General features: G+C 32.3%; 16 protein-coding genes and 1 pseudogene. 15 read left to right on the top strand and 2 right to left on the bottom strand.

The window, feature by feature from the left end:
• Positions 1-27: 27 nt before the first annotated feature.
• The 8 genes from ahrC (at position 28) to F0527_RS06640 (ending at position 7,025) form a co-directional block, all read left to right on the top strand.
• On the top strand, positions 28-477 hold the full coding sequence (gene ahrC / locus F0527_RS06605) for a transcriptional regulator AhrC/ArgR (RefSeq protein WP_066786684.1): 450 nt from the start codon (positions 28-30) through the stop codon (positions 475-477).
• 20 nt (positions 478-497) lie between these two features.
• A complete protein-coding gene (gene recN, locus F0527_RS06610; RefSeq protein ID WP_150284207.1) occupies positions 498-2,198 on the top strand; it encodes a DNA repair protein RecN in 1,701 nt (566 codons plus the stop codon).
• Between the two features lie 120 nt (positions 2,199-2,318).
• A complete protein-coding gene (locus F0527_RS06615; protein WP_150284208.1) occupies positions 2,319-3,278 on the top strand; it encodes a SpoIVB peptidase S55 domain-containing protein in 960 nt (319 codons plus the stop codon).
• A 288-nt stretch (positions 3,279-3,566) separates the two neighbouring features.
• A complete protein-coding gene (gene spo0A, locus F0527_RS06620) occupies positions 3,567-4,358 on the top strand; it encodes a sporulation transcription factor Spo0A (RefSeq protein WP_066786694.1) in 792 nt (263 codons plus the stop codon).
• 180 nt (positions 4,359-4,538) lie between these two features.
• Positions 4,539-4,988: a site-specific integrase gene (locus F0527_RS06625; RefSeq protein ID WP_370454644.1), complete on the top strand. Its 450-nt coding sequence runs from the start codon at positions 4,539-4,541 to the stop codon at positions 4,986-4,988.
• Positions 4,989-5,025: 37 nt separating this feature from the next.
• Positions 5,026-5,205 carry a hypothetical protein gene (locus F0527_RS06630; RefSeq protein WP_150284209.1) on the top strand — a complete coding sequence of 60 codons (180 nt, stop codon included), beginning with the start codon at positions 5,026-5,028 and terminating at the stop codon, positions 5,203-5,205.
• Positions 5,183-6,304 carry a hypothetical protein gene (locus F0527_RS06635; RefSeq protein WP_150284210.1) on the top strand — a complete coding sequence of 374 codons (1,122 nt, stop codon included), beginning with the start codon at positions 5,183-5,185 and terminating at the stop codon, positions 6,302-6,304. The genes F0527_RS06630 and F0527_RS06635 overlap by 23 nt, the downstream gene beginning before the upstream one ends.
• Positions 6,305-6,443: 139 nt before the next feature.
• Positions 6,444-7,025, top strand: coding sequence for a hypothetical protein (locus tag F0527_RS06640; protein WP_150284211.1), 582 nt, complete (start codon positions 6,444-6,446; stop codon positions 7,023-7,025).
• A 159-nt stretch (positions 7,026-7,184) separates the two neighbouring features.
• Here the strand turns inward: F0527_RS06640 and F0527_RS06645 are convergent, their stop codons facing one another.
• Complete coding sequence (locus F0527_RS06645) at positions 7,185-8,084, bottom strand: hypothetical protein (RefSeq protein WP_150284212.1); 900 nt, start codon at positions 8,082-8,084, stop codon at positions 7,185-7,187.
• Between the two features lie 122 nt (positions 8,085-8,206).
• On the opposite strand from F0527_RS06645, the gene F0527_RS06650 reads away from it, so the two are divergent.
• The 5 genes from F0527_RS06650 (at position 8,207) to F0527_RS06670 (ending at position 11,030) form a co-directional block, all read left to right on the top strand.
• A complete protein-coding gene (locus F0527_RS06650; protein ID WP_150284213.1) occupies positions 8,207-8,674 on the top strand; it encodes a hypothetical protein in 468 nt (155 codons plus the stop codon).
• 160 nt (positions 8,675-8,834) lie between these two features.
• Complete coding sequence (gene gvpU, locus F0527_RS06655) at positions 8,835-9,245, top strand: gas vesicle accessory protein GvpU (RefSeq protein ID WP_150284214.1); 411 nt, start codon at positions 8,835-8,837, stop codon at positions 9,243-9,245.
• 317 nt (positions 9,246-9,562) lie between these two features.
• Entirely contained in the window at positions 9,563-9,823 is a 261-nt protein-coding gene (locus F0527_RS06660; protein WP_150284215.1) for a BhlA/UviB family holin-like peptide, read from the top strand.
• The gene (locus F0527_RS06665) at positions 9,823-10,074 is read left to right on the top strand and encodes a phage holin (RefSeq protein ID WP_150284216.1); all 252 of its coding nucleotides are present in this window, start codon (positions 9,823-9,825) and stop codon (positions 10,072-10,074) included. The genes F0527_RS06660 and F0527_RS06665 overlap by 1 nt, the downstream gene beginning before the upstream one ends.
• Before the next feature lie 209 nt (positions 10,075-10,283).
• Entirely contained in the window at positions 10,284-11,030 is a 747-nt protein-coding gene (locus tag F0527_RS06670; protein WP_190323401.1) for an N-acetylmuramoyl-L-alanine amidase, read from the top strand.
• Between the two features lie 186 nt (positions 11,031-11,216).
• Here F0527_RS06670 and F0527_RS06675 read toward each other — a convergent pair whose 3' ends face one another.
• On the bottom strand, positions 11,217-12,158 hold the full coding sequence (locus F0527_RS06675) for a hypothetical protein (RefSeq protein ID WP_150284218.1): 942 nt from the start codon (positions 12,156-12,158) through the stop codon (positions 11,217-11,219).
• 482 nt (positions 12,159-12,640) lie between these two features.
• On the opposite strand from F0527_RS06675, the gene F0527_RS06680 reads away from it, so the two are divergent.
• Together F0527_RS06680 and F0527_RS06685 are read left to right on the top strand one after the other, a co-directional pair.
• Positions 12,641-12,967: a hypothetical protein gene (locus F0527_RS06680; RefSeq protein ID WP_150284219.1), complete on the top strand. Its 327-nt coding sequence runs from the start codon at positions 12,641-12,643 to the stop codon at positions 12,965-12,967.
• Between the two features lie 181 nt (positions 12,968-13,148).
• Positions 13,149-13,244 (top strand): annotated as a pseudogene (locus F0527_RS06685) (sporulation initiation factor Spo0A C-terminal domain-containing protein); the annotation flags it as partial.
• Positions 13,245-13,391 lie beyond the last annotated feature (147 nt).

The following is a 13,391-nucleotide window of genomic DNA, read 5'->3' on the forward strand; positions in this document are numbered from 1 at the left end:
GCATAATTATGCACGAGGTGATCACAGTTGAATAAAAGCCAAAGACATATTCGCATACGCGATATGATCGCAAATAATGAGATAGAAACACAAGATGAATTAGTGGATATGCTGAAAGAAGCAGGCTACCATGTGACACAAGCAACCATTTCAAGAGATATCAAAGAACTTCATTTAATAAAAGTGCCATTGCATGATGGGCGTTATAAATATAGTTTACCGGCAGACCAACGCTTTAATCCGATCCAAAAACTGCATAGAGCTTTAGCGGATGCCTTTGTGTCTATAGATGGTACAAGCAATATGCTTGTGATGAAAACATTGCCAGGAAACGCACATGCAATCGGTTCTTTATTGGATCGATTAGATTGGGAAGGGATTCTTGGAACTATTTGCGGCGATGATACAATTCTTATTATTTGCAGAGCAGATGAAGAAAGAAACCTTATTAAAGATCGCTTGTTGGAAATGTTATAGCTGTAAACGGGGTGTGAAACTTGTTAAAAGAACTGTCAATTAAAAATTTCGCTATTATTGAAGATCTGACGGTCGACTTTCAAGAAGGATTAACGGTCTTGACTGGAGAAACTGGGGCAGGGAAGTCTATTATTATCGATGCTGTGCAACTTCTTGCAGGAGGGCGAGGATCTCAGGAATTTATTCGCCATGGGGCGAAAAAAGCCGAATTAGAAGGACTTTTTACCCTATCTTCATCGATGCATACAGCATATTCTAAATGTGCGGAAGCTGGCATTGATATAGAAGAAGGCTCGGTCATCCTTAGACGAGACTTAAATGATAACGGTAAAAGTGTTTGCCGAGTCAACGGAAAACTTGTCCCACTATCATTACTTAGGGAAATAGGTGCAACATTAATCGACATTCACGGCCAGCATGAAAGCCAAGAATTAATGGATGATAAGCATCACCTTTCGTTGCTTGATCAATTTGCAGGAGATCAAATTACAGATCAAAAAACGCTGTATATTTCGCAATACGAAGAATATCGCCTGTTGAAAAAGGAGCTTGCTGCGATTTCAGTAAATGAGCAACAAGTGGCACAAAAAATTGATCTCTTTCAGTTTCAAATCAAAGAAATTGATGCATGCAAATTTGTGCCTAATGAAGAAGATGAATTAATGGAAGAACGCAGAAGACTGCTAAACTTCAACAAAATATTTGAAGGAGCAAGTACAGCGCACGAAACCATTTTAGGTGAATCAAAAGGGCTTGATTGGATCGGCCAAGCTATGTCCGCATTAGAGGATGTCGCTACTGTTGACGAAAGCTTTAATGAGTATTCAGAAGCTGTATCGAACGCATTTTACAATTTGCAAGAAGCTGCATTTGGAGTGAAAAATATTCTGGATGAGCTTGAATTTGATCCAGAGAGGCTGAATGAAGTAGAGCAACGTTTAGCGCTTATTGGATCAATGAAGCGTAAATATGGGCATACTTTAGAAGAAATTCTGGCGTATCGTGAAAAAATAGGCGAGGAATTGGCATCTCTCTTAAACAGAGATGAAAATATCCAAAAAAAAGAACAGCAATTAATGACATTGCAAAAAACATTGCAAAAAACCGCCGAAAAACTAACAAGTATTCGCAAAAATGTAGGGGAACAGTTGTCTTTTTCCATTATGCAGCAGTTACGTGAATTGTATATGGAAAAAGCTGAATTTAGTGTTCATTTTGAAACATTGGCCCCTGGTCAGTTTGATCAATATGGAATTGACCGTGTTGTCTTTTATATTGCGACAAATATAGGAGAACCGCCTAAACCATTGACGAAAATTGCGTCTGGCGGGGAACTTTCACGTGTCATGCTAGCGCTTAAAACGATTTTTTCTTCATCTAATGGTATTACTTCCATTATATTTGATGAAGTCGATACTGGCGTTAGCGGTCGAGTTGCTCAAGCAATTGCTGAAAAAATTGCAGCGGTTTCAATACATTCACAGGTTTTATGTATTTCTCATTTGCCTCAAGTTGCCGCAATGGCTGATCATCATTATTATATCCAAAAGCAAGAAGATGCACACAGAACATTTACATCTTTGACTGAGATTTTTGATGATGATCGGATTGGCGAAATTAGCAGAATTATGTCTGGCGCAGAAGTAACAGATCTGACTTTCCAACATGCTAAAGAATTGATCGACATTGCAAATGAAAGAAAGAAAATAATGCATGCATAAAATAGCAAAACATCTTACATAAATGTGAGGTGTTTTTTTATACGCCAAATAGGTGCACAAATATTTACCTTTCATAACTATCTCAATTATAGCCATGATAATTAAAAAAGGAGGTGGCATATGAGAAATGCAAAGCGCTCTTTCTTGAGCTTGATCATTTTGCTGGGAATGCTGGTATCCATGTCCACGTTGGCAAGCGCCGCTAAGAAGGTGATACCAATGGGTGATTCAATCGGTGTGGAATTGCAGTTGGCAAATGTGACGGTTTCAAATGATGTCTTGTTGCAAGAAGGAAGCTGGCTAAAAAGAGGAGATATCGTCAAGAAAGTGAATAAGACTAAAATCAAGAAGCTTGAGAACATCCATCAAATCTTGAAAAGCTCATCTAAAGATGCCATTAAGATGACAGTTGGACGAGATGGGGAAGATCAAACCGTCAAAGTGCGGAAAGAAGAAATGGCTTCTGTCATGAATTTTTTGCGCGACGAGACAGATGGGATTGGAACACTCACTTTTTTAGATCCAGAAACAAAACAATATGGAGCGCTTGGCCATCAGATTATTGACCAGATTTTGCAGGAACCGCCGAATTTTAATGATGGGTCCATTTTTTATGCGCGAATCGAACATATTAAGAAAAGTATTCCAGGAGAACCGGGTTACAAAATTTCTTCTGTAGAGAACGGAAATGGCGAAATTGGAGATATTGAGCTAAATAGTTCATATGGCATTTTTGGAAAATGGCAAAACACTTTACAACCATCATTGCCAAAAGCAATTGAAATTATGCAGCCATCTCAAATTAAAAAAGGACCAGCCAAAATTTTAACGACTATTCAAGGAAAAAAGGTAGAAACCTTCGATATCACGATTACAAAAGTGAACAACAAAAGTTTTCAAATAGAAGTAACAGATCCTGTGTTAAAAGAAAAAACAGGTGGAATTTTGCAAGGAATGAGCGGAAGCCCAATTATTCAAAATGGTCATTTTGCCGGGGCAGTTACTCACATGTATATTGAAAGCCCTGAAAAAGGCGCCGCGTTGCCAATTACTGAAATGCTTAAAAATCAACCTGCATAAAATTTATTTTTAGCTGTCTCTAAGAAAGAGGCAGCTTTTTCTTCTTTTTATTTGGTATTCTTTTTACAAAAAATCTGTTACAATAATAGTCAATAAACACCACGAATTAATTTACATAATATTGTCGAAATTGAAATTATTCATATTCCTTCATACTCATTTTTCAAAAAATTGAAGGGCTATCCGTAAAGATGTCGAATTTACCATTTTGTATCAAACGTATGTCTAGATTTATGCAAGAAACAAAAATCAGATTGAATCTTGGGAAAAATGAAGGAGGAGTCCTGTATGAACAAAGTAAAAGTTGCAATTGTGGATGATAATAGTGAGTTGGTGAAAGCTCTGGAGGAGTATCTGTCACAGCAACCAGAAATTGATGTAATCAGCACAGCGACAAATGGCAAACAATGTTTGAAAATGCTGGAAAGCCAAGTGCCGGATGTGCTGTTATTAGATATAATTATGCCGCACCTTGACGGGTTGGCTGTATTGGAAACAATCCATGAAAACCCACAGCTTAATAGTATGCAAGTAATAATGTTGACTGCATTTGGACAAGAAGATGTAATGAAACAAGCGGCAGAGCTTGGTGCATCTTACTTTATGCTAAAGCCTTTTGAATATGATCGTTTAGCGTCTAAAATACTGCAAGTAGGCGGTAAAAAAGTGGAAAAACAAAAAAGGGTTAGTGTCCTGCAAAGTTCCACTCCACAAAAGATGGATCAGCGCCAATTAGATGCAACCATAACGGCAATAATCAAAGAAATAGGCGTTCCAGCACATATCAAAGGCTATGCATATTTACGAGAAGCCATCCAAATGGTCTATCTCGATGTAGATTTACTTGGTTCCATTACCAAAATTCTTTATCCAGATATTGCAAAGAAATTTGATACGACGCCATCACGTGTAGAGCGTGCAATTCGCCATGCCATCGAAGTTGCATGGAACCGCGGAAATTATGAATCGATTTCGAAGATGTTTGGTTATACAGTCCATCACCTTAAATCTAAGCCAACAAATTCAGAATTCATTGCTATGATTGCTGATAAGATTCGTATTGAAATGGTGGCAGTTTAAAGAGGTTTAAAAGCCTTGATATATAAGTGTTTAAGGTAGTTAGGGAATATTTGTATTATAGATTTATATATCTATAAACTACCTTTTTGAATCAATAATTAAATAAATAAAAGTGTACTATTTACAAGCACAGTTTATTTGTTGGGTTTACTAAATTCGACGAGTAAGGGGTGCTTTTTTTTGCGTTCAATTGAAAATAAAATAACTGAAATTGAATTACAACTTGACTCATTCATGTTGTATTGTGATTCAAAACAACTAGCAGCTAAGACTTTAAAAAGTTATCAGCAAACATTAACTTTATTTATTAATTATCTGAAACAAGAAATGAATATTGACGACGCTGGAAAGGTTAAGTCAACTCATATTAGAAAATACATCCAATATTTACGTGAAAGAGGTAAATATACGGTAACTGCAACCGAAAAGTCGCTAAACTTTAATTATCCTGATCGTAGAAATGATTTTAAAAAGCCAATATCTGATACGACAATTGCAAATTACACGAGGAATATTAAAGTATTTTTTAACTTTTTGAAAAGTGAACGAGAAATAAGAGAGAATCCAATGGATAATGTTGCAGAATTTTATATACTCAAGAAATGGCTTTGGCTGATTTGGAAGAAGTAAAACATACAATATTCGAATTAAAAGGGGGCTAATACAAATGAATAATGAGAAAGTTTATCAAAATATAATCCAAAAATTAGGATTGAAAGTAGCTAATCTTGAAGTACAGAATGCAGAATTAAATACATTATTAGAGCAAGCTCAATTGCAAATTAATAATCTAATTAAAGACGCGAAAGGGGGTGAGAAGATAGATGAGGGTAGAGTTACTGAATGATATAGATACAATAAAAAGTGGTGATAATGCTACTCGTATTGAATTGGCAATAAAGGATGAAAATAATCAATTTGTTGACCTAGAACCATTCAAAAAAATTGAAGTGGCTGTCGGATATCAACGTGCGCTCATCAATACAGAGCCGCCAATAATTGATTATGAAAGAAACTCTATTGCCTTTACCATTTCATCTAATTTAGCCGCAGGAAAATATACAATTGAAGTACATTTGATTAACCAGGATGACGGCATTATAAAAGCGCCGAATGCTGGTTTTTTTGTTTTAACAATCGAAAAATCACTTGATGAAATAGGTAATGCGGTTACACTTTTTTCAGTTCAGCAGTTATTGGATGATATAGCTGCTGTAAAAGAATTAGTAAAAAATATTACCGGCGATGGAATTGAAGAAGCTATAAACTCTTCTAAGCTAGCAGTCACTAACAGTTCTTTAGCTTTGGAGCAATCTCAAGAAGCAAATACAAACGTCCAAGGATTGATTGACAAAATAGACACGGCCGCCGAAGAATCAGCCCTAGCAAAAGAACTGGCCGTTACATCTAAAAAACTCGCAGATAAATCTTTTGAGGAAGCTCAAACAGTGAGACAAGAATTTGACAGATTGACTACTGGTAATGCGACCGCTGAAGTTATTAATGCACGTGGGGGCTTTAGCAGCTTACAGGTACGTTTGGATGCAGGAGAACAATCCGTCAATGAAAAAGATACAGCCATTTTAAACTTAGCTAAGACTTATACAAATGAAAAGCTTGCTGATATTACTTCTATTAATTTAGAAGAATATGCGACCACGCTTGAAGTCGACGAAAAAGTACAGAGTGCTAAAAATTATACTGATGAAAAATTCAGCAGAATTCCAGCATTAGATTTAACAGCCTATTCTACAACGATCCAAGTAGATGCAAAAGATGCACAAGTTTTAAAATCAGCAAAAGAGTATACTGATAGCCAATTGTCTAGTGGAGGTGCGGGTACGAGCGATGTTCAATTACGATTGAAAAATAGAAAATTAGAGTTTTTTGATGGTTTTGTTTGGCAAATAGTGAAGAATGATATTACTTTAATTCCATCAGATTAAAATTGTTATTTTTTGAAAAGGAAATTGGGGAAAGTGGAGTATCATAAACACAGTTAATCGACTAGCATAATTTTATTTAGATAATTTTCAAAAAAATAAACTTCCTTTCAGTTATAATTACCTAAAAGGGAGGTTTATCATGAAAGACAAATTAGAATTTCAGTATAGATTAGCGGATATTTCAAACGAAAATTTAGAACAAACAACTTTTGATAAAAAGAAGATGATCAAAGAAATTTCATCTTCAGATTTACTATCTGCTACTTTAAAGTCACAGATGTATGTTGAGCGTGAATTAAATGATTTAATTGAATATTTTATGCCAAATGTCAAAACAATATCGAATTTAAAGTTTGCTAGTAAGCTTAAGTTAATTTATGAATTAGGTATTTTAGAGAAATATTTATTTGATGTAATTTACAAATTAAATAGAATAAGAAATGAATTTGCACATAAATTAAATTTCGATGAAGATAAAGATTGTTACGAAATTTTAAGTGATAGTTTAAGCGGTAGAATTAAAGACTTGCATAAAATTGAAATAAAAATGAGAAAAATATCGCATGGTAATCTAAGTCGTGAAGAAAAATACAAGATATTATTAGCACAAATTTGGATTGAAACTGTGATATTTACTTCTACTAAAGAAAGAAGAAAGATGAATTTTGGTGAAAAAATAGTAAAAGAAGTCGAATTAGATGTAAAACACAAATACTTATAATTGTGTAATGATGAGTATGTAACTAAACAAATAATTAAATTTAAGTTGTTTAACCCTTCATAAATTCCTGTCCCTTAGAAGCCTTGATGGTTATTGAATTACAGAAAGGCGCTCTAAATTAAAGCAAAATCCCATTAATAATGAGATCTTGCTTTTTGTTTATTCATTAATAGACCCAATCTGTTTAATTTTTGACTCGATTTGATCTAGCTTTTTGAAATCTGGGAATAATTCGGTATATTCTTTTTCAGCTAAGTAAGAAGGATGAATCTGTGTTCCTTCATCTATTAATTCAGCTAAAGTTTTTACTGAGTACTTCATTTTTTCTAGGTATTCAGGGTCACACTGAATTCCTTCTTGATTTAATAGATTTTTCGTTTCAATTTCAACTAATGCATCAATGCTTTTGGATAAACCTTTTTGTAAATCTTCAAGACTGTCATTTTTAATATCAAGAGTTCTTAAATGTTGCTCCATTATTTTATTATGATAAATTTTGTTTCGTATAACTGCAGCAGTATGAGTAAGAGCACCTACAAATTTAAATGCAAAAGTACCACCAACCAATAATTCTATCCATAGTGAACCAGAATCGAAATTTTGAATAGTGATGTTGCCTTTAACTTCTTCATTAACTATCGATTGCTCTAAAGACTTATTCAGTTTAGAGAAGAATTTACTTAATTGGTCCAAGTTTTTATAATCTGGAAGTCTAACGCTAATTGAATATTCACGTTGGTCAGGAATGGCTTGGTCAAAGGCTTCTAAGGCAGCAGTACATTTTTCTTCAATTTTTTCAATTATGTTGTTGAAATCATTAAAAGATTTATTATCAACCACTATCCGGTCACTAATTGACTTATCATGATAAATATTTTTTAAACTTGATAACTTGTTGATTTCGTTTTCAAGAAAATTTAGTTCCTTTAGGTTGTTTACTGCTTGAATAGCTTTTTGAAAATCAATTACTTCAAGTTTACTGGAATCTACTCTTTCATATTCAAAATCAAGATCTCCAATATTCTCGATTAATAGTTGCTTCATATCTCTCATTCTCATTACTTTTATCCCCTTTCAAAGGGCAATAATACCATAAAATTAGGGCGTGTGATTATTTTAGACTTATTTCGATATATATTTCGATCTTTAATTGTGGGATAATTATGTCAAGAGGTGGTAACATGGGGCATAAATTAGATCAACTTTTAAGACATAGAAAATTTTTTATAACGTATGCAATAGTTACTTTTTTCGCAATTCCGTGGGGTGCATATGTCATTCCTGATAATGAAATTAAAGGTTTGCTAATTACTCTTTCGCAACTTAATGTATCAATCGCAATTGGTGTTGGAGCAATAACAGTTGCACTCGAAGTATCTAAAGAAGAAAAAGTAGGATTAGTTAAAGATGTACTATTAATTTTAGTTATTAGTATATTAACTTTTATCATAGCACATGTTGAAATCTTGATAGTACAAAGATTGTATTTTGCAGTAAGTGGTCTAATTATTTTATCTTTGATTACAGGAGTATCTAAAGTGGTGTTATCAGAAGAAACAAATAAAACATATGAAACTGAAGAAATAAAAGGACTAAAAAAAACAAAAGGAACCAAGAATCAAAAGAAAAAGAAAAGGAAAAAAAGATAAAATCGAATTAACTTACGAGATAGCATGGAGATTTTTGATTTTTTATGTATCTCTTTTCAATCAATGTAGTCAATTTATTTTATCTAAATTAGTCGAAATTTATTAAAGGGTAATCTTCCTCTTTGTCGAAATTTAGTAGATAGAGAGGAAGTGATAAATAATGGCGAATGACGTATTTTTACAGTCATTGATTCATTTAACTAATACAATTTCAGGATTCCAAGCCGGTATAACTATAAATGTGAACGGTACTATAATTTCTGGATTGATAATAGGTAAAGATGAATATCAAGAAAAATTAATTCAATCATTAAAAGAGTCCAAAGGCATTGCTCCTGTGCTTGGACAAGGAATTGAAGAGTCCTTAGCTGAAGTAAAGAAAGCAAAGGCTGAAGAAGATATTGAAGAAGATATTGAAGAAAAGATTGAAGAATATGAATTTATTAATCTCATAGATGCTCACTTCTTTTCACCAGATGGAAATGCTTTACCAGGGAGAGAAGGGTTCCTTTGGAGAGGGAAAATAGAATCTATAGATGGGTTTACATTGAGCCAAATCACAGTAAACTAAAAAATCAACCTACCTTAGCACACCCAGTATTGGGTGTGCTTTTTATATGCCTTCTACAGATTATTGTGGAAGGTTTTTATTATGAAAAAGGTTAGCTATATTGAATAAGTTACAAAATGATAGCACATATATTATACGACTCACAGTATGTATATATATGTCAGATTAGTATTATCAATTTTAATTTTATGGTTAATTATTTTGTGAGGTTAGTAAGGTTATTTAATCAATTTTTAACTATATTATTCTTTACTATCAATTTATAACTTATTTAAAATTATCACTACTAGATAAATCGGACAGGACTATGAAAGAAGGTGAATGGATTGGATATAGCTACTTTATCAGAAATTGCAACAAGTCAATTTGTATGGGCGATTCTATGTATTGGATTGTTAATTTACGTCATGAAACGTACAGATCAACGTGAGAATAGACTTTTAGAACACTTAGAACGTAGTAATGAGTCACAAGAAAAAACAGCTATTGCACTGGATGGTATTAATAAAAGTCTATCCTCATTAGAAAGTAGAGTAGACCGTATAGAGAAAGTTTCATTTGAAAGGGAAGATAAGTAGTGACAAAAGATAAATTAAAACAATATGTGGCTTTATTCGGTGGAGTGCTTAGTGCAATCCTTTTGCTATTCCAGTCACTCAGAGTTAAATTAGATTGGTTTAATCAAGAATCAATTGACAATTTTACTAACGTTTTATTAGCAATAGTTCCATTTGCTGTAGTCTTATATGGTGTTTGGAAAAATACATATGTTGTAAGTAACAAAGCAAAAGAGCAAGAGAAAGTATTAAAAGACAATGGATTAAAGTAAAACCTATACATAATGTGATTTTAGAGTATTAAACAGGACATGTCATTGTGGTTAATGGCATGTCTTTATTTTTTTAAAATAAAATTAGCCTATCAATACTGTATTGGATAAGATTTAACGTTAACAATACGTATTTCAAATTACGGTATTAATACGTGATAACTATTTAAATAAGGTATTTATACATGAATTGAAAGGAAATGAATCATATGGCAAAACAATTTGTAATTAGCAGTGGACATGGTGACAAGGTTGCAGGGGCAATTGGGATTTTAAATGAGCATGACGAAGCTAAAAAGGTAGTTAATCGTGTTTATGATATTCTTACCAAAGAATATAACGGTGTTGGCTTTAAATATCATGAAACAACAGCTAAAACACAAAATCAAAACTTAGCTAATATAGTTTCCTACCACAATGGTAAAACACGTGATTTAGATGTAAGCATTCATTTTAATAGTGCTACTCCGGCTGCAACTGGCACAGAATGTTTGTACTATGACGCTAAATCATTGTCGACAAAAATGAGTTCGGCTATGGCAACTGCTCTTGGAATTGTAGACAGGGGAGCAAAAGAACGTAAGGAATTGTATTTCTTACGTTACACTAATAAGCCCGCAATCTTATTGGAGGTTTGCTTTGTAACCTCTGAAAAGGATGCAACTGCATATCGTAATAACTTTGGAGCATTGTGCCAAGTAGTTGCAAAAGTAATAGCTGGGCATTTAGGTTACTCTCAAAAAAAAGTTGCTGGAATTTCAAAGCCAGTAACAAACCTAAAAATGGAAACAAAAGGCACACATTATAGCAAAGTATATGATCAATTGGTTTCCTTAAAAGATATAGGGGTCTATGCCGATGTTGGATTTAAAAAAGAATTAAAAAGATATAAAAAAGATATTAAAATTAATATTGAAGCACTTGATACAGTAAGAGTGGTGTACCTCGTTTCTTAGTTAAAGAAAAAGATACATTTGCCTTTGTGACAGCAAACTGTAAATATGTAAAAGCTTATACTGAAGAAGAGAAGTAAAAACATAATCTATCTTCCTCTGACCTTTAATCCAATTAACGATAATATTACAAGTTATCTAGTATAATAAATACCTTCCACAGTCTGTGGAAGGTAAAATAATAAAATTTTATTCTGATGTTTGAATACTAGTTAAATAATGGTCTTCAAAATATAAATAGCCTCTATCATATACCCATTGCTCTTTAACACCATATATAGTTTTTGTTTTATTAATTTTATTTGGCTTTCCCCATGTAGAATCAACTGTTTCATAATCAGTCATTCCAATTGATGGTTCATATTTTGAATTAGTATCTGTTGAAGTGGATTGTGATGTACTAGGCGTAAAGATAGGTTCTTCCTCTTCTTCTAAGCCTTCTAAGGTATCTTTTTTTAACACAGTATATGAAGCCAAATAAGGATTAAACTTATTTTTAGATTCCTTACTTAAAAAACTCGTTGGTTCACTGTCGTTTAAATTAAAAGGTTTATTCATATTATTGTAAGTTACTCTAATATAGTACTTTGTAAGTCCATCGTTAAAAATAAGAGTAGATACTTCCATAGCATCATCTTGAACTTTCAAGAAATCTTTATTGACAGTTTTATCTAAGTTGTCATTTTTCATATTAGCTAAAAAATTTTCAGCCATTTCTGAAGAAGAACTTTTCAATTTTAGAATGGATTTCTTTAATTCTTGTTCTTTTTTAGTTTTTGCTTGTAATTTAATAGTTTCTAGACACTTAATAAAATTTTCAGTGTAATATTCAATCTCAAGTTTTTTCCTATTATTATTTTTATCCCACTCTAAAACCATATCTGGCAGAATACCCAAATGATGATTTAGGTTTAATAAATTGGCATAGACTTTACTTGCAAATTCTACAGAAATACCTTCAGGTAAATCTTGTGGATCTAACGTTTTTTCATAAACTTCAAAGTTGTGTGCTAAATCATCTTCAATATCACTTTGTAGATCCTCCCTTTTTTGTATTGAGTTAATTATAATGAATAGGGAGATTAATCCAATCACCGATAGTGCAACAAACCATTTCACTTTTTTGCTCACTTTACCACTCCTATAAACATATTCAAGACTATTGTACCATTATAATATATCTATTAACTATAATATTTTACTTATTCTTATTAAATTTTCCATTTATATAGTTCTACAATCTAATTTAACTCAGAAAGTCATTCTAACTCATCCTGTTATCTGCAAAGAAACCTCTTACTTTTCTCCCTTTAGCTAATTGCTCATCACTTAAATTATTTACACTTCCAATTCTTCTCGTCATAATTCAATAAACAGTAGATAAAGCTTTATGAACATGCTACAAAGCAAGTAAACAAATCAGCGTACATTAAACGTTAATTCAACCGAATATCGAAAGTGAAAGCAGTTATGTTATACAATTATTCTGACCATATTAATTTTGAGTAATTTCCTATTAATATAATAAGGCTGTACTCTTTTTTTGTTTAAATAATTTACTTTTGCTACATAAATTCCTTAATATTGCAAACTATATCATTGAGGTGATATTCATGAATGAGAAGCGTGGACAATTAAATCAAGAAAGAATAGACGCATATCATAAATTGCAAGGAACTTATATAACTGATATGAATGAGGAACTATTTCTAATTAGTCTTAGAATAGATTACCTTGAAAATCGTTATGTTGATATTAATCATCTATTAGGGGCTCGCTCACATGGTGATAATTTAATAGTAATTACAGAAGAATATGGAAAAGAAATGATACTTGCACGTGATTTTTTAATGGTTACAGGTGATGTTGGTTATGAAGGTGAAAATATTATTGAGTTAATAAAAATTGTAGATACTATTTATGATAGGGAATATTATTGAGTAGCTAAAACGGTTACTCTATTTATTGAAAAAAATTAACGTATATGTTGCAACTTATCTTTTTTCCTTCTATAATTCTAGGTAAGATGTATATTTAATTATCAATGAATGTACAAACGTATACCAACAAATAACTTAAATATTTGTTTAGTTAAAGTGTTCAAAATCCTTATATACCAATGGTTATACAGTCCATCACCTTAAATCTAAGCCAACCAATTCAGAATTCATTGCTATGATTGCTGATAAGATTCGTATTGAAATGGTGGCAGTTTAGAGAGGTTTAAAAGCATTGATATATAGAATAATAGTAAATTGCCATTGTAATAAATTTATAAAGCAATAAACTACTATTAAATATAATTGTATTATATATCACATTTCCATTTATTGAGTTTACGTAAAATTCAACAACTGGAGGTGT

The organism is Rummeliibacillus sp. TYF-LIM-RU47 (assembly GCF_008638315.1).
Classification (GTDB): Bacteria; Bacillota; Bacilli; order Bacillales_A; family Planococcaceae; genus Rummeliibacillus; species Rummeliibacillus stabekisii.